This window comes from Bradyrhizobium sp. UFLA05-112, from assembly GCF_053572325.1.
Genome location: NZ_JBANBK010000061.1, coordinates 21229 through 37417 on the forward strand (window position 1 = coordinate 21229; position 16189 = coordinate 37417).

Annotated in this window: 16 protein-coding genes; 13 read left to right on the top strand and 3 right to left on the bottom strand. The window is 64.1% G+C overall.

The genetic code is table 11. The features are described from left to right. Positions 1-4 precede the first annotated feature (4 nt). Positions 5-1903, bottom strand: coding sequence for a peptidylprolyl isomerase (locus SO180_RS29375; RefSeq protein WP_449382316.1), 1899 nt, complete (start codon positions 1901-1903; stop codon positions 5-7). A 210-nt stretch (positions 1904-2113) separates the two neighbouring features. On the opposite strand from SO180_RS29375, the gene tpiA reads away from it, so the two are divergent. The 7 genes from tpiA to SO180_RS29410 all read left to right on the top strand — a co-directional run bounded on the left by tpiA (position 2114) and on the right by SO180_RS29410 (position 8264). Continuing rightward, complete coding sequence (gene tpiA / locus SO180_RS29380; RefSeq protein ID WP_449382317.1) at positions 2114-2869, top strand: triose-phosphate isomerase; 756 nt, start codon at positions 2114-2116, stop codon at positions 2867-2869. A 177-nt stretch (positions 2870-3046) separates the two neighbouring features. Continuing rightward, positions 3047-3436 carry a preprotein translocase subunit SecG gene (gene secG, locus SO180_RS29385; protein WP_449382318.1) on the top strand — a complete coding sequence of 130 codons (390 nt, stop codon included), beginning with the start codon at positions 3047-3049 and terminating at the stop codon, positions 3434-3436. A 166-nt stretch (positions 3437-3602) separates the two neighbouring features. Further along, a complete protein-coding gene (locus tag SO180_RS29390) occupies positions 3603-5234 on the top strand; it encodes a CTP synthase (protein ID WP_449382319.1) in 1632 nt (543 codons plus the stop codon). An 81-nt stretch (positions 5235-5315) separates the two neighbouring features. Then, complete coding sequence (locus SO180_RS29395; protein WP_449382320.1) at positions 5316-5642, top strand: NIPSNAP family protein; 327 nt, start codon at positions 5316-5318, stop codon at positions 5640-5642. Positions 5643-5756: 114 nt separating this feature from the next. After that, complete coding sequence (gene kdsA / locus SO180_RS29400; protein WP_449382321.1) at positions 5757-6605, top strand: 3-deoxy-8-phosphooctulonate synthase; 849 nt, start codon at positions 5757-5759, stop codon at positions 6603-6605. Continuing rightward, positions 6605-7813, top strand: coding sequence for an MFS transporter (locus tag SO180_RS29405; RefSeq protein ID WP_449382322.1), 1209 nt, complete (start codon positions 6605-6607; stop codon positions 7811-7813). The genes kdsA and SO180_RS29405 overlap by 1 nt, the downstream gene beginning before the upstream one ends. A gap of 64 nt (positions 7814-7877) precedes the next feature. Beyond that, positions 7878-8264, top strand: coding sequence for a TfoX/Sxy family protein (locus tag SO180_RS29410; protein ID WP_449382323.1), 387 nt, complete (start codon positions 7878-7880; stop codon positions 8262-8264). On the opposite strand, the gene queF is transcribed toward SO180_RS29410, so the two are convergent. Then, complete coding sequence (gene queF / locus SO180_RS29415) at positions 8261-8713, bottom strand: preQ(1) synthase (protein ID WP_449382324.1); 453 nt, start codon at positions 8711-8713, stop codon at positions 8261-8263. The genes SO180_RS29410 and queF overlap by 4 nt on opposite strands. 49 nt (positions 8714-8762) lie before the next feature. Continuing rightward, entirely contained in the window at positions 8763-9740 is a 978-nt protein-coding gene (locus tag SO180_RS29420) for a Vgb family protein (protein WP_449382325.1), read from the bottom strand. A gap of 174 nt (positions 9741-9914) precedes the next feature. On the opposite strand from SO180_RS29420, the gene eno reads away from it, so the two are divergent. The 6 genes from eno (at position 9915) to SO180_RS29450 (ending at position 15940) form a co-directional block, all read left to right on the top strand. Next, positions 9915-11198 (top strand): phosphopyruvate hydratase, encoded by a 1284-nt coding sequence (gene eno / locus SO180_RS29425; RefSeq protein WP_449382326.1) that lies wholly within the window; start codon positions 9915-9917, stop codon positions 11196-11198. A gap of 28 nt (positions 11199-11226) precedes the next feature. Next, on the top strand, positions 11227-12366 hold the full coding sequence (locus SO180_RS29430; protein ID WP_449382327.1) for a zinc-binding dehydrogenase: 1140 nt from the start codon (positions 11227-11229) through the stop codon (positions 12364-12366). A 112-nt stretch (positions 12367-12478) separates the two neighbouring features. Then, positions 12479-13477 carry an MBL fold metallo-hydrolase gene (locus SO180_RS29435; protein ID WP_449382328.1) on the top strand — a complete coding sequence of 333 codons (999 nt, stop codon included), beginning with the start codon at positions 12479-12481 and terminating at the stop codon, positions 13475-13477. Positions 13478-13660: 183 nt separating this feature from the next. Further along, positions 13661-14212 (top strand): NADPH-dependent FMN reductase, encoded by a 552-nt coding sequence (locus tag SO180_RS29440; protein ID WP_449382329.1) that lies wholly within the window; start codon positions 13661-13663, stop codon positions 14210-14212. A gap of 241 nt (positions 14213-14453) precedes the next feature. Then, positions 14454-14771, top strand: a complete 318-nt coding sequence (locus tag SO180_RS29445; RefSeq protein ID WP_449382345.1) for an FtsB family cell division protein — start codon at positions 14454-14456, stop codon at positions 14769-14771. 209 nt (positions 14772-14980) lie between these two features. Next, positions 14981-15940: a helix-turn-helix domain-containing protein gene (locus tag SO180_RS29450; protein ID WP_449382330.1), complete on the top strand. Its 960-nt coding sequence runs from the start codon at positions 14981-14983 to the stop codon at positions 15938-15940. The last annotated feature ends 249 nt before the right edge of the window (positions 15941-16189 follow it).

A 16189-nucleotide genomic window follows, 5' to 3' on the forward strand; every position in this document is an offset into this window, starting at 1 on the left:
CTGATTACTGGTTCGCGCCCGTCACCTGCGCGAAGGCGGCCTGATTAATGGTGGTTCCGATGTCGGTTTCAAGCTTGTTGACGTAGGATGCCACTTGCTCGTCGGTGAGCGAACGGTCGAGGCTCTCCTTCAACTTGGCAATACCCTCGGATGCGAGATCGACCGGCGGATCGACGATGTCGGTCACGCGGAAGATGATGACCTCGCCGCCTGCACCTGGGGTCTGGCCGACGCCATCCTTGGCGGTGCGGAATGCGGCCGCGACCAGGCTCGACGGCACACCGGTGGGCGTGTCCTCGCGCTTGACGCCCGAGGCGGTCTCGACCTTGGCGTTGATGGCTGCGGCTTCGTCCGCGAGCTTGGCTCCCTGTTCGACCTTCTGCACGATCTCGGTGGCCTTGGCCCGCAGCTTGGCCGTGATCTGGTCTTGACGCCAGCGCGCCTCGACCTGGTCGCGGACCTCGTCGAGGCTGCGCTCGCGCGACGGCGTGATGCCGAGCACGTCGTACCAGACGTAGCCGCCGCGGAAGGAGATCGGATCGTTGTCGACGCCGACATCGCTGTTGAAGGCTTGCGACACCACGTCGAGCCCTTGCGGGATGTTGGCGGCCGGCTGGCCGCTGGGCGTCCGGCCGGAGCGGTCGACAGCCTCGATGGTCACCGCAGCAAGCCCGAGCTTCTGCGCCGCCTCGATGACGCTGGAGCCGCCGCCGCGCTCGTCTTCCATCTTGTCGCGCAATTCCCCGACCTTGGCGCGGGCGCGCTCGGCCGCGATTTCCCGTTTGATGTCGCCGGCGAGGTTGGCGTAGTTGGCCTCAGCGCCCGGTTCGATCTTGTCGACCTTGACCAGCGCCACGCCAAAACGGCCCTGCACTGGCTGGCTGATCTCACCCGCGGGCAGCGCAAAGGCGGCGTCAGCCACGGCCGGATCGAGGATCGCGGATTTGGTGACGAGGCCGAGATCGGCGTCCGCCGCGCTGAGCCCGCGCTCCTTGGCGAGATCCTCGAACGACGTTCCGCCCGCGAGCCGGGTGCGCGCGGCTTGCGCCTCCTCGACCGTCGGGAACACGAGCTGGTGCACTTGGCGCTTCTCCGGCGTGCCGAGCCGGTCCTTGCGCTGCTCGAACACCTTCTTGGCGTCGTCGTCGGAGACGTCGGTCCACTTGCCGATTTCCTCCGGCGAGATCACGACGAAGGAGATCTTGCGGTATTCGGGCGCGCGGAACTGGACCTTGTGATCCTCGAAATAGGCGGCGAGCGCCTCGGGCGAGGGCGGGTCGATCGTGCCGGCTTGCGCCGCGTCGAGCTTGACGAATTCGATGGAGCGCTGCTCGTTCTGATAGCGGCTCAGCGCATCGATCATGGTCTTGGGCGGCTCGAGGCCCGCGCCAATCGTGCCGGTGATCTGTCGGCGCAGCGACACCTTGCGCTGCTCGGCGGTGTAGCGCTGCTCGGTGTAGCCGAAATTGCGGATCATGGCCTGGAAGCGTTGCGCATCGAAATTGCCGGCGGCGCCCTTGAAGTTCGGGTCGTTCATGATCATGCGGCGGATCTCGTCGTCCGACACGCCGAGCCCGAGCCGGCGGGCCTCTTCATCGAGGGCGGCTTCCGCGATCGCCTGCTGGAGCACCTGGCGGTCAAGGCCGAAGGCGCGCGCCTGCTCAGGCGTCAGCGGGCGGCCGAATTGACGGCCGATCTGCTGCATGCGGTCGGTATAGATCTGCCGGAATTCGTTCAGCGAAATCTCGGTGTGGCCGACCTTGGCCACCGTCGACTGCCCAAAGCCGCGGAAAATGTCGGCGATGCCCCAAATGCCGAAACTGATGATCAATACACCCATCACCACGGCCATAATCGTCTTGCCGAGCCAGTTTGATGAGGCCTTGCGCATTCCTCGAAGCATCGCGTCCAACTTGTTTGGCAGGAGGGAACCGGGCGCGCCTTAAAGCAGATTCCGCAAAAGCGCATCACCGAATTGATATGGCATCATAAAGTGGCGGCTTTCCCCCCGCAACCTGCCGCTCCCTTAAGCTGTGTTAACAGGGCGGGTCTCTGGAACTGGGACGCCCGGTCTGCTAGCGCATGCCAGACCTCATTTCGCTGGAATATGCACATGACAGACGCCATCCGACCGCTGATTGCCGGAAACTGGAAGATGAACGGCCTCAAGGCCTCCGCTGCCGAATTCGACGCCATGCTCACCGGCGCGGCAGAGGTCGCCGCCAAGGCGGATCTCCTGGTGTGTCCGCCGGCGACGCTGATTGCGGCCTTTGCCGCCAAGGCGGTCGGCAAGAAGGTCGCCGTCGGTGCGCAGGATTGCCACCCTAAGGCCTCCGGTGCCCATACGGGCGATATCGCGGCGGAAATGCTGATGGATGCGGGCGCTTCCGCCATCATCGTCGGTCATTCCGAGCGCCGCGCCGACCACGGCGAGAGCGATGAATTGGTGCGGCAGAAGGCCGAGGCGGCCTGGCGGGCAGGGGTAATCGCGATCGTCTGCGTCGGCGAGACGCAGGGCCAACGTGATGCCGGACAGACCCTGGATGTCCTGCGCGGCCAGCTCAACCTGTCGCTGCCGGACGGCTCAAAAGCGGACAATCTGGTCGTGGCCTATGAGCCGGTCTGGGCGATCGGCACGGGCCTGACCCCCACGGCCAAGGATGTCGAGCAGATTCATGGCTTTATCCGGGAACTGCTGATCTCCCGGTTCAGGGACGAGGGGGAGAAGATGCGCATCCTCTATGGCGGCTCGGTCAAGCCGTCGAACGCGGCCGAGCTGATGGCGGTCAAAAACGTCAACGGCGCGCTGGTCGGCGGTGCCAGCCTCAAGGCGGCCGATTTCCTTGCGATTGCCCAAGGCTGCCCTTAGCTAACAAGGGCTGCCCTCAGCTAAGCGGCAAAGCGCAAGGCGGCTCAACGCGGAGTCCGGACCGATGGGGGGTGGCAATGCCGGTCCTGATCGTGTAACACCGCGCAACTTCAGGAAAACCCGCAAAGCGCGATGGCTGCCGGCACCGGCGCTACCCGCTTGTGACGGAAGGGTACCATGCAGACCGTTGTGATCGTTATCCATCTCATGATCGTCGCCGTGATGATCGGCGCCGTGCTGCTGCAGAAGTCGGAAGGCGGCGGCCTCGGCATGGGTGGAGGCGCAGGCTTCATGTCGAGCCGCGGCACCGCGAATCTCTTATCGCGCACGACCGCGATCCTGGCCGCCGGTTTTTTCCTGACCAGCCTCTTCCTGTCCTGGTATGCGGGGTACGACCGTAAGCCGTCTTCGATTATTGGCCAGCCGGCGTCGCAGTCTCAGCCCGCCGGTGGTGCGGCTCCGGTGGCGCCGCCGACCTCGGGCGGCGTCCTGGATACGCTGAAGAAGGCGGACGAGCAGCAGCAGAATCAGGCGCCCACCGGTCCGCAGGCGCCACGTTCGCAATAAAGCAGAGGGGCCATGCAGGACGACGCCTAGCGTCCTGCATCAACAATCCCCATCAAGGCTCTGGCAACACACTCAGTTCTGGCTCACCCACAGGCCCGCAAATTGTTAGGGGCGGGACGCGAATCGCTTTGGCGAATCGAGTTCGGGGGATTAAAGGTTAAGTCCCATGGCGCGGTACATATTCATCACCGGCGGCGTGGTTTCTTCGCTCGGCAAGGGTTTGGCTTCAGCGGCACTGGGTGCTCTGTTGCAAGCCCGGGGCTACAAGGTCCGCCTCCGCAAGCTCGACCCCTATCTCAATCTCGATCCCGGAACGATGTCGCCGTATCAGCACGGCGAAGTGTTCGTGACCGATGACGGCGCGGAGACCGATCTCGACCTCGGTCACTATGAGCGCTTCACAGGGCGGCCGGCGACCAAGGCCGACAACATCACCACGGGCCGCATCTATCAGGACATCATCTCCAAGGAGCGCCGCGGCGATTATCTCGGCGCGACGATCCAGGTCGTGCCGCACGTCACGAACGCCATCAAGGAGTTCGTGCTGTCAGGCAATGACGACTACGATTTCGTGCTGGTCGAGATCGGCGGCACCGTCGGCGACATCGAAGGTTTGCCGTTCTTCGAAGCGATCCGCCAGCTTGGGAACGAGCTGCCGCGCGATCACGCCGTCTACATCCATCTCACGCTGCTCCCGTACATACCGAGCGCAGGCGAGCTCAAGACGAAACCGACGCAGCATTCGGTGAAGGAGCTGCGCTCGATCGGCATCCAGCCGGATATCCTGCTCTGTCGCACCGATCGCGAGATTCCGAAGGAAGAACGCCGCAAGCTCGGGCTGTTCTGCAACGTGCGCGAAAGCGCCGTGATCGAGGCGCGCGACGTCGACAACATCTACGCCGTGCCCGAGGCCTATCACGCCGCGGGCCTCGACGACGAAGTGCTCGCCGCCTTCGGCATCGGCTCGCGTATTCCACCGGAGCTGCGAAGCTGGCAGCAGATCAACGAGCGTGTCCGCAATCCCGAGGGCAACGTCACTATCGCCATCGTCGGCAAATACACCGGCATGAAGGATGCGTATAAATCGCTGATCGAGGCACTGTCGCACGGCGGCATCGCCAACAAGGTGAAGGTCAATCTCGATTGGATCGAGAGCGAGATCTTCGAGAAGGAAGATCCCGCGCCCTTCCTCGAGCACGTCAACGGAATCCTCGTGCCCGGCGGCTTCGGCCAGCGCGGCGCCGAAGGCAAGATCAAGGCGGCGCAGTTCGCGCGCGAGCGCGACGTGCCCTATTTCGGCATCTGCTTCGGCATGCAGATGGCGGTGATCGAAGCTGCGCGAAATCTCGTCGGCATCGAGGAGGCCAACTCCACCGAGTTCGGTCCGACCAAGGAGCCGCTCGTCGGTCTGATGACCGAATGGCTGCGCGGCAATGAGCTCGAGAAGCGCTCGCAGGCCGGAGACCTCGGCGGCACGATGCGGCTTGGTGCCTATCCCGCAGCGCTCACGCGCGGCAGCCGCGTCTCGCAGATCTATGGCGGTGCGACCGAGATTTCCGAGCGCCATCGCCACCGCTACGAGGTCAACACCGCCTACAAGGACCACCTCGAGCAGCACGGTTTGAAGTTCTCAGGCCTGTCGCCCGACGGCGTGCTGCCGGAGATCGTCGAATACGAGGATCACCCCTGGTTCATCGGCGTGCAGTTCCACCCCGAGCTGAAGTCACGGCCCTTCGAGCCGCATCCGTTGTTCGCCTCCTTCATTCAGGCGGCGGCGAAGCAGAGCCGGCTGGTGTAAGCACCTCCAGCCTTTGACGCGCGCGCAAATTGTTGCGACAACTCCCTGCCGCAAGAACAACAATGCAGGGAGTGAGCTCCAATGATCTACGAAATGCGCCAGTATCGTTGCGTGCCGGGCCGGCTGCCGGCGCTGCTCAAGCGCTTCGACACAATCACGCTGAAAATCTGGGAGAAGCACGGCATCAAGCAGGCCGGGTTCTTCACCACGCTGATCGGCGAATCCAACCAGGAGCTGACCTATTTCCTGGCCTGGCACTCGCTTGCAGATCGCGAGACGAAATGGACCGCATTCATGACCGATCCGGAGTGGCTCGAAGCGCGCGCCAAGACGGAAGCAGACGGCCAGATCGTCGCCAATATCGTCAGCCAGATCCTGGCGCCGACCGCTTTTTCCGCGGTGAAGTGACGGTCGGCCTCGCCGCGCCGCCTTCGCAACCCTGATATTCGAGGGGGCGGGCCGAATAGGGTTGATCCGCCTCTTATCGCCGCTATGGTCGCGCCGAAACAGGGATATTTGGCCTTGAGCGCAGACAAGTCGGCAGCAGCGGTGGTTGATCTGGGGGCGGTGAGGTTCGGTAATGATCTGCCGATCGCGATCATTGCCGGCCCGTGCCAACTCGAGAGCAGGGCGCATGCGCTGGAGGTCGCCTCCGCTCTGAAGGAGATCGCAACCCGTTTGAAAATCGGCCTCGTCTACAAGACCTCCTTCGACAAGGCCAACCGCACGAGCGCGTCGGCTGCGCGCGGGCTGGGCCTCGCGCGGTCGCTGCCGATCTTCGCGGAGATCCGTTCCTCGCTGGGCCTGCCGGTTCTCACCGACGTGCATGAGGCGGCGCAGTGCGCCGATGTCGCGCAGGCCGTCGACATCCTGCAAATCCCGGCCTTCCTGTGCCGACAGACTGATCTCCTGCTGGCCGCCGCGGCCACCGGCAAGGTCGTCAACGTCAAGAAGGGACAGTTTCTGGCACCCTGGGACATGGCCAATGTCGTGACCAAGATCACGAGCGCCAATAATCCCAACGTGCTCGTCACCGAGCGCGGCGCCTCCTTCGGCTACAATACGCTGGTCTCCGATATGCGCGCGCTGCCGATCCTGGCGCGCACCACCGGTGCGCCCGTGATCTTCGATGCCACGCATTCGGTGCAGCAGCCGGGCGGGAAGGGCACATCCTCCGGCGGTGAGCGCGAGTTCGTGCCGGTGCTGGCCCGCGCGGCGGTCGCCGTCGGCGTCGCCGGCGTGTTCATCGAGACGCACCCCGATCCCGACCGTGCGCCGTCGGACGGACCCAACATGGTGCCGCTGCGCGAGTTCGAAGGACTCATCCGCACGCTGATGGCGTTCGACGCGCTCGCAAAGAATCCGCGCTGATGCCGCAAGGGCAGGCGCGGCCGCACGATCACGGCTTGCCGCCCGCGCTCTACGTCATCTCGGGGGCGAGCTTTGCTGCGGCGCTTTCGGCCCGGGCGCTCGATCCGGTGCTGCCGCATATCGCCGAGGATTTTCAGGTCAGCATCGCGACCGCCGCGGGCTTCTCCGCGGTCTTCGCCTTTACTTTCGCGATCATCCAGCCATTGATCGGCGCCGCCGCCGATCTCTTCGGCAAGACGCGGCTGATGATCGGCTGCCTTACGGTGCTGGGTGTTGCCAGTATTCTCGGCGCGCTCTCGACCTCGTTCTCGCTGCTGTTTGCCACCCGCATCCTGGCCGGCATCGGTTCCGGCGGCGTGTTTCCGATTGCGCTCAGCCTGACCAGCGAACTCGTCGGACCTGAAAAGCGGCAGATCGCGATCGGCCGAACGCTTGCCGGTGCCATGACCGGCAATCTCCTGGGCGCCTCTGCCTCCGGCCTGATCGGCGACTTCCTCGGCTGGCGCGGTGTGCTCGCCGTGTTAGGGCTGCTGGTCATCGTGGCTTCGGTCGCGGTCGCGGCCGGCTTCCGCGGCGCCAAGATCAAGCATCCACCGAAGACCAGCCTCTCAGCGCTGAAGACCGGCTATCGCACCATCTTCACCAATCCGAACGCGCCGGTGTGCTACTCGGCCGTGTTCATCGAAGGTTGCTGCGTGCTCGGCCTGTTTCCATACATCGCCTCGTTCCTGTTCGACCTCGGCGAGACCTCGCTGTCCGTTGCCGGCATCGTCATCGCGGGCTTTGCGGTCGGCGGGTTGTTCTACACCATGACGGTGTCGCGCCTTCTGCCGCGGCTTGGCGTCAAGGGCATGATGATCGCGGGCACCGTGCTGGTGGCCTCGCAGCTCGTCGCCGTCGCGTTCGGTCCGCGCTGGGAAATCCAGACGCTCAACCTCGTGGTGATGGGCTGGGGCTTCTACATGGCCCATGGCTGCCTTCAGGTGTTTGCCAGCGAGCTTTCGGTCGAAGCGCGTGCCACCGCACTGTCGCTGCACTCGTTCTTCTTCTTCATGGGCCAGACCGTTGGCCCGCTCGCCTATGGCTTCGGGCTTGCGCATGGCGGCAAGGGGACGACGCTGTTTGCGAGCGCCGGGATCATGGTGGTGCTGGGCCTGGTCTGCGCCCGGCTGCTCAAGCAGCGCGCGCCGGCGGATGCGCGCGTTTGATCGGGCGCATTGCGGCGCTAACATAGCACTCCCCTGAGGGAGCATCATTGTTGCCAGCTATAGCTTGATAGAGTTTCTGCGCGAGCAGCTCGCGCCACTCGGACGCATCACGGTGCGGCGCATGTTCGGCAAGACAGGCGTCTTCTGCGATGGCGTCATGCTGGGGATGGTAAGAGACGATACGCTTTACTTCCGCGTCGATGATGGCAACCGCAATGCTCTGAAGGAGGCGGAAGCGTTTCCACCGCTGAATTACGAGAAGAAGGGCGGCACCATCGATCTCGCTTTCTGGCGGGCGCCGGAGCGGCTATTCGACGATCCCGACGAACTCGTTACGTGGGCGCGATCTGCGCTGGAGGCGGCGCGTCGGGTCGCTTTGAAGCGAGAGCACGCGGCGCCCAAGGGGACATCAAAACCGAAGCCGCGGAAAACGCGGCCGACCAACCGCTAACCCCGCCCGCGATACGGCGCAACGCCTTGCTCGGGCACCCACAGGCCCTTTGGCACGCGGCCGGTCTGCCAGAACACGTCGATCGGGATGCCGCCGCGGGGATACCAGTAGCCGCCGATCCGGATCCATTTCGGCTTGATCTCGGATGCGATGCGCTTGCCGATCATCACGGTGCAGTCCTCGTGGAAGGCGCCGTGATTGCGGAAGCTCGCGACATAAAGTTTGAGTGACTTCGACTCCAGCAGCCACTGGCCCGGTGCGTAGTCGATCACGAGATGCGCGAAATCCGGCTGTCCCGTGACCGGGCAGATCGAGGTGAATTCCGGCACGGTGAAGCGTACCAGATAGTCGGTGCTTTTTTGCGGATTGGGCACGCGGTCGAGCTGGGCTTCTTCGGGTGTGTGCGGCCATTCGACCGCGCGGCCGAGCTGGAGAGGTTTTTTCGCCATCGTCTATCGTCCTTTTCGGACGTCGAGATGGACGCAATTGTCGTCGCCGTCAACCAGTGGCAACCGTCTGGATCATGACGATCCGGTCGTTGCCGGACTCGCAACCCCACAGCTCACCCGGCCGCCCATCGAGCTGGCGAACGTTGGCGTTTGGCTTGTCGCTGGCGAAGACGTTGAACTTCTCGGTCGCGGGATCGAAGCGGACGATCGCATTGGCCGAGAAATCGGAGAGCCAGACCTTGTCCTTGTCATCGACGAAAACCGCATAGGCGCGGGGATGCTCGCCCGGCAGCTTCCAGGTCTTCCACGAACCGTCGGCGGGATCGTGCATGGATACGTGCCCGCTGTTCCACTCGCTGGCCCAGATCCGGCTCTTCGAATCCGACCAGACGCGCCGCGAACCGGCATTCGGCGTCGGCGGCTGCACGACGCTGGCGTTGCCGGTCGCAAGATCGATCTTCGCGATGTAGCTGCCGGCAAGCGAGGCGTACCAGACGTCGCCCCTGGGCGTCACGGTGATGCCATAAGGCCCGACGCCCTTCGGCGCCTTGAACACCGTCATCTCGCCGGATTTCGGCACGAGCCGGCCGTAATAGCCGGACTGGCCGGTGAACCAATAGGTGCCGGCCTTGTCGAACACGCCGGTGTTGAGATTGGCGTAAGCGAACTTTTCGGGCAGGCGGAACAGCGTGACCTTGAGATCGTCCGGGTCGACCCGAGCGATCGCGTTCTGGCCGCCCTCGGTGATCCACGGCGCGCCATCCGGGCCGATGGTCACGCCATGCGGGGCTGCACCCTGGCCGAGGTTCACGGTTTTGAACGATCCGTCCCTGGGATCGAGCTTGCCGAGCATGCCCTTGCCTTGCGCGGTGAACCAGATCGTGCCGTCGGGGGCGGGCGTGAGGTCGTGCAGGCCGATGCCGGGGCTGATCGGGAAATATTTCGTGCGGAACGGGCCCTCTTGCGCAAAAGCTGGGCGGATTGCGAGGACGGCGGCGCCGGAGACGAGAAACTGGCGGCGATTCATGGCGTTACCCCGACTGTTTCAGATGGAGGTTGGACGCGCAGATCAAGTGGCGTCAAGCTTAGTCCGCTGCTCTTCAAGCGTCAGTCGAAGGCGAGCGCCCAAGCGTTCACATTTGCTTGCGCTCCGTGTAATACGCCCCCGCGAACTGACAGCTCTAACGAACGGAAGCGCATCATGACCGCCATTGTCGACATCATCGGCCGCGAAATTCTCGATAGCCGCGGCAATCCGACCGTCGAGGTCGACGTCGTATTGGAAGACGGCTCGCTCGGCCGCGCCGCGGTGCCCTCGGGCGCCTCGACCGGCGCCCATGAGGCGGTGGAGCTGCGCGATGGCGACAAGGCTCGCTACCTCGGCAAGGGCGTCTCGAAGGCCGTCGGCGCCGTCAACGGCGAGATCTATGAGGCGCTCAGCGGCATGGATGTCGAGCACCAGGTCCAGATCGACCAGGTCATGATCGATCTCGACGGCACGCCGAACAAGAGCCGTCTCGGCGCCAATGCCATCCTCGGAGTCTCGCTGGCCAGCGCGAAGGCGGCCGCGCAATCGCTCGACATGCCGCTCTATCGTTACGTCGGCGGCACTTCCGCTCGGGTCCTGCCGGTCCCGATGATGAACATCATCAATGGCGGCGTGCATGCCGACAACCCGATCGACTTCCAGGAGTTCATGATCCTGCCGGTCGGCGCCACGAGCTTCGCCGAAGGTCTGCGCTACGGCGCGGAAGTATTCCACACGCTGAAGTCCGAACTGAAGAAGGCCGGCCACAACACCAATGTCGGCGACGAAGGCGGCTTCGCGCCGAACCTGCCGTCGGCGGACGCTGCGCTCGAATTCGTCATGAACGCGATCGGCAAGGCCGGCTTCAAGGCGGGCTCCGACGTCGTGCTCGGGCTCGACTGCGCCTCGACCGAGTTCTTCAAGAACGGCAAATACGTCTATGAAGGCGAGGGCAAGACCCGCTCGATCTCCGAGCAGGCCAAGTATCTCGCCGACCTCGTGTCGCGCTATCCGATCGTCACCATCGAGGACGGCATGTCGGAGGACGACATGGACGGCTGGAAGGAGCTGACCGATCTCATCGGCAAGAAGTGCCAGCTCGTCGGCGACGATCTCTTCGTCACCAACGTCAAGCGCCTGTCCGAGGGCATCAAGGCGGGCCGCGCCAACTCTATCCTGATCAAGGTCAACCAGATCGGCACGCTGACCGAGACGCTCGCTGCCGTCGAGATGGCGCACAAGGCTGGCTACACCTCCGTCATGTCGCACCGCTCCGGCGAGACCGAGGATTCCACCATCGCCGATCTCGCGGTCGCCACCAATTGCGGCCAGATCAAAACAGGCTCCCTTGCGCGTTCGGATCGCACCGCCAAATACAACCAGCTTCTGCGCATCGAGCAGCAGCTCGGCAAGCAGGCCGTCTATCCCGGCAAGGCGGCGCTGAAGGCGCTGGCGTAGTCAACGAACTGAAAAAGGGGAGGTCGACATGAGCGACGGCAGAAACGGACTTCAGTTGCGTTCGCTGATCAAGAAAAGCGGCGAGCTCGAGATCTCGCTCGTCGACGTGCCGACCCCCGAGCCTGCCGAGGACGAGGTCGTCGTCCGCGTCGAGGCGACCCCGATCAACCCGTCGGATCTCGGCCTCCTCGTCGGCGCAGCCGACATGAGCACCGCGAAGGCGTCGGGCACGAAGGAAGCCCCGGTCATCACCGCCAAGATGCCTGACGCCGCGATGCGGGCTATGGGGGCGCGGCTCGACCAATCGTTGCCGGTTGGCAATGAGGGCGCCGGTGTCGTCATCAGGACCGGCTCGTCTGACGCCGCGAAGGCGCTGATGGGCAAGACGGTCTCGATGATCGGCGGCGCGATGTACGCGCAGTACCGCACCTTGAAGGCGAGGGACTGCCAGCCGCTGCCTGAGGGCACGACGGCGGCGGAGGGCGCGTCCTGGTTCGTCAACCCGCTCACCGCGCTCAGCATGACCGAGACGATGCGGCGCGAGGGCCACAAGGCGCTGGTGCACACGGCGGCCGCCTCCAATCTCGGGCAGATGCTGAACAAGATCTGCATCAAGGACGGCATCCCGCTGGTCAACATCGTGCGCAGCAAGGAGCAGGCCGACATCCTGCACAAGATCGGCGCCAAGCACGTCGTCGATTCCACCGCGCCGAGCTTCCTCGAGGATCTCACCAATGCGCTGGTCGAGACCGGCGCCACCATCGCCTTCGATGCCATCAGCGGCGGCAGGCTCGCCGGCAACATCCTGAGGTGCATGGAAGTTGCGATCAACAAGACAGCCAAGGAGTACAGCCGCTATGGTTCCAGCGTGCACAAGCAGGTCTATGTTTACGGCATGCTCGACACGCGGCCGATCGAGCTGCCGCCCGGCTTCGGCATGGCCTGGGGCGTCGGCGGCTGGCTGCTGACCCCGTTCCTCCAGAAGATCGGGCCAGCCGAGATCGGACGGCTGCGCCAGCGTGTCGCGAGCGAATTGAAGACGACGTTCGCCAGCCACTACACCAAGGTCGTGTCGCTTCCAGAGGCGCTCGATCCGGCCAACATTGCGGTGTACGCCAAACGGGCGACCGGCGAAAAATTCCTCATCAACCCAAATAAATTTGCGTGAACGCCGACGCGAGCGTGACCAAAGAAGGTCTTGCCTTCTGAGCAAGGCGGGAGAACATTCCCGCCGCAATTGAAAGCGGAAAAAACCGCAACGCTCAGAAGGGGACATTCCCATGACCGAACTCAACCGCCGTCACCTGCTTGCCGGCGCCGCCGCCATTGGCGCGGCGAGCTTGTCGCGCCTGGGAACCACGCCAGCCAATGCGGCAGTGCCGCAAAGCGGAGCCCAGGCGCCGGGCTTCTATCGCTACAAGGTCGGTTCCTACGAATGCACCTCGATCAATGACGGGGCGCGCACCTTCCCGATGCCCGACAAGTTCGTCACCAACGTTCCGAAGGAGGAGGCGCTCGCCGCCGCCGACGCCGCCTACATGCCGAAGGGCATGGTCACGATCCCGTTCAACCCGCAGCTCATCAACACCGGCAGCAAGCTGGTGCTGATCGACACCGGTAACGGTGTTGCGAATTTCGAGGCGAGCAAGGGTGCGGTCGGCCGGACTCTTCAGAACCTTGCGGCCGCAGGCGTCGACCCGAAGAGCATCGATGTCGTGCTGTTCTCTCACCTTCATCCCGACCACACCAACGGCGTTCGGCTCGCGGACGGAGCTGTGGCCTTCCCGAATGCAGAGTTGATGGTGCCGGCCAAGGAATGGGACTTCTGGACGAGCGACGAGAACGCCGCCAAGGCCCAGTCCAACGAAATGATGAAGAACTACTTCGCCAACGTGAAGAAGACCTTTGCCGGTCTTGAATCCAAGGTGACGAAGTATGATTGGGGCAAGGAGGTTGCGCCCGGCATCACCTCGATCGGAACGCCCGGCCATACGCCCGGGCACACCTCATTCGCCGTCGCGTCGGGCAATGCCAAGGTTCTGATCCAGTCCGACGTCACCAACATTCCCGAGCTGTTCCTGCGCAATCCGGATTGGCACGTTGCCTTCGACACCGATGGTGCTCTCGCGCAGCAGACACGCCACAAGTTCTACGACATGGCGGTAGCGGAGAAGGCGACGGTGGTCGGCTTCCACTTCACCTTCCCGTCGGTCGGCCACGTCGAGAAGGACGGCGCCAAATATCGCCTGGTCCCGTCGGCCTGGAATCCGACGATCTGATCGGTTCAGTTCTTCGCGTCGGTTGGTCGGGCCGCCGTTTGGCGGCCCGATTGTTTTGGGACGACCGATCGCTTTTGCGAAACCCAGCGTTTCCAAACCGAAACGGTTCATGCACTTGCATCATCTCGCCGAGACGGATTAAGTGCGCGGGCTCGTTTCCCGCTTAGAGGTTCAAGGACAACCATGGCCTACAACATCGTCACGATCGCCGGCAGCCTGCGCAAGGAGAGCTTTTCGCTCAAGATCGCCAACGCGCTCGCAAAGCTCGCGCCGGCATCCCTCACGCTCGAGGTCATCACGCCGGCGGGTATCTCGTTCTTCAACCAGGACCTCGAGAGCGCGCCGCCTGCCGACTGGCTGGCTTTCCGCGAAAAGCTCCAGAAGTCGAACGGCGTTCTGTTCGTGACTCCTGAATACAACCGCGCAATCCCGGGCGTCCTGAAGAACGCCATTGACGTTGCCTCGCGGCCCTATGGCAAGAGCTCGCTCAACGGCAAGCCGGTCGGCATCATCTCCAACTCGCCGGGCCCGCAGGGCGGAGTCAGTGCTGCGAAAACGTTGCAGAATATCCTGCCGGGCATCGCGGGCCCGATCCTGCAGCAGCCCGAGACCTATCTGAACGCCGTCGGCGATGCCTTCGACCCCGCCGGCAACCTGATCAAGGACTCGCTGAAGACCGTACTCCAGCAGTACATCGACGCCTTCGCCGCGCACGTCGCCAAGCACCAGGGCTGATCGACTAGGCCCCACACTCCGAGCGCGTGTCCAACTCTCCGTCATGGCCGGGCTTGTCCCGGCCATCCACGGCCTTGTTGGATCGACGAAGACGTGGATGCCCGGCACAAGGCCGGGCATGACGCCCGGTGAGATTCTGCCCAATTTGACCGATCGCACTCCGGGTGGACAACAGACACCATCGGGTGGGCTGGGCAGGGGATTAGCACTCCCTTAACCAACCTGTCCCATGTTGCCGGACATGGTCACCCGTGCGCGCCTGAAGTCGATCCTGACCGGCCTTGCCCTCTACACCATGGCGGCCGCGATCGTCGGCTATTTCGGCATCAACGCCTACACCGGCAAATACGGTCTCAACGCCCGCCAAGAGCTCGACCAGGAGATCATCGCGTTGACGGGCGAACTTGCTCGGCTGAAGCGCGAGCGCGCCGAGGGCGAGCAGCGGGTGTCGCTGTTGCGCTCGGAAAAGATCGACCCCGACATGCTGGACGAGCGCGCGCGATTCCAGCTCCAGTTCGTCAATCCGCACGACCTCGTGCGGATGAACAATTCGAACTAGTTCGTCCGCACATTCTCGAGATCGAAGCTTCTGCTGATCCTCAGCAGGGCCGGCCGCCTATGTCGAAGGTCGTAATTGTGGGGCGCGCTCTCGCCTTGACGACTGCAGTGCCGGAGGTTCATGCCTTCTTGCACGCTGCACTTGAGGATTGACGCAGATCAATCGGACTGCGCCGGCAGAATCTACACTGCCATCCGGAGGAAACAGTGATGAATGGGCAAATGCACCCGCATCACGCGGCTCGCGTCGAGGCCGCCATCGCGTCAGGCCAGGCGGCACGCTCCGCGCTCGTGGCCTCGTGGTGCCGTTCCTCGCGATTGCATCATCTCGATCCCTCGGGCCGCAGGCCGCCGATCCGCCTCACCGAGGCCGAGCTATACCATGCGCGCGGTCGCGTCGCGCCGCTGCTGTCGGCCGCTCAAGGTGCGATGGACCGGCTCTATCAGGCGGTCGGCGCTGCCGGCTGCTGCGTGCTGCTTGCCGACCGCGAGGGCACCCCGGTCGATCGCCGTGGCACGCCGGCCGACGATTCCACGTTCCAATCCTGGGGCCTGTGGACCGGCGCGCTCTGGAGCGAGGAGCACGAGGGCACCAACGGCATCGGCACCTGCCTCGTCGAGCAGCGGCCTCTGACCATCGACCGCGACCAACATTTCTTCACGCGCAACACGCTTCTGAGCTGCACCGCTGTCCCGATCTACGATCATGACGGGATGCTGGCCGGCGTGCTCGACGTCTCCTCCTGCCGTGCCGACCGCACCGACGCCTTCGCCAACCTGATCGCACTTGCCGTGGGCGAGGCGGCAAAACGCATCGAGGCCGACTTATTCCGTAAAGCCTTTGCCCATGCCCGCATCGTGCTGACGCCGTCAGCCGACGGCCATTGCGGCGGTCTCGTCGCGGTCGATGCGGATGATCTCGTGATAGGTGCGACAAGGTCCGCCCGGGTCGGACTTGGGATCGCGCCCGGCCGCCCGTTGCAGCCGGTGCCCGCAGCCGATCTTCTCGGTGGCGATGCAGCGCGCGACCACCTCGCCGGTGGCCAGCGCGCAGTATTGCAGCGGGCGCTGTTGCGCGCGGGCGGCAACGTTTCCGCGGCCGCCAAGGCTCTCGGCGTCAGTCGCGCCACGCTGCACCGAAAGCTCAGGCGCTTCGAACTGAAGCACTGAGCTGCGATTTCGTCCCCGCATTCATAGCTAAATTCCTCATAGTGAGGAGCCTGCGAAGCAGGCGTCTCGAACCATGCAGGCCCGATTGTCGCCCGCGGCCATCCTTCGAGACGCGCGCTAAGACGCGCCCCTCAGGATGAGGTCGGTATGTGTGGCTGCATCCTGTGCGACTGCATCTCCTGTCGCAGAACTGCGACAGGTCGCCTCCGTCATCGCTTCGCCCCGGGCTGACAGAAGACGCCTCCCGCT

Bases quoted from the DNA above. Each gene is read 5' to 3' on its own strand.
- SO180_RS29375 (WP_449382316.1), bottom strand. From the start codon at position 1,903: ATGCTTCGAGGAATGCGCAAGGCCTCATCAAACTGGCTCGGCAAGACG.
- tpiA (WP_449382317.1), top strand. From the start codon at position 2,114: ATGACAGACGCCATCCGACCGCTGATTGCCGGAAACTGGAAGATGAAC.
- secG (WP_449382318.1), top strand. From the start codon at position 3,047: ATGCAGACCGTTGTGATCGTTATCCATCTCATGATCGTCGCCGTGATG.
- SO180_RS29390 (WP_449382319.1), top strand. From the start codon at position 3,603: ATGGCGCGGTACATATTCATCACCGGCGGCGTGGTTTCTTCGCTCGGC.
- SO180_RS29395 (WP_449382320.1), top strand. From the start codon at position 5,316: ATGATCTACGAAATGCGCCAGTATCGTTGCGTGCCGGGCCGGCTGCCG.
- SO180_RS29405 (WP_449382322.1), top strand. From the start codon at position 6,605: ATGCCGCAAGGGCAGGCGCGGCCGCACGATCACGGCTTGCCGCCCGCG.
- queF (WP_449382324.1), bottom strand. From the start codon at position 8,713: ATGGCGAAAAAACCTCTCCAGCTCGGCCGCGCGGTCGAATGGCCGCAC.
- SO180_RS29420 (WP_449382325.1), bottom strand. From the start codon at position 9,740: ATGAATCGCCGCCAGTTTCTCGTCTCCGGCGCCGCCGTCCTCGCAATC.
- eno (WP_449382326.1), top strand. From the start codon at position 9,915: ATGACCGCCATTGTCGACATCATCGGCCGCGAAATTCTCGATAGCCGC.
- SO180_RS29430 (WP_449382327.1), top strand. From the start codon at position 11,227: ATGAGCGACGGCAGAAACGGACTTCAGTTGCGTTCGCTGATCAAGAAA.
- SO180_RS29435 (WP_449382328.1), top strand. From the start codon at position 12,479: ATGACCGAACTCAACCGCCGTCACCTGCTTGCCGGCGCCGCCGCCATT.
- SO180_RS29440 (WP_449382329.1), top strand. From the start codon at position 13,661: ATGGCCTACAACATCGTCACGATCGCCGGCAGCCTGCGCAAGGAGAGC.
- SO180_RS29445 (WP_449382345.1), top strand. From the start codon at position 14,454: ATGGTCACCCGTGCGCGCCTGAAGTCGATCCTGACCGGCCTTGCCCTC.
- SO180_RS29450 (WP_449382330.1), top strand. From the start codon at position 14,981: ATGAATGGGCAAATGCACCCGCATCACGCGGCTCGCGTCGAGGCCGCC.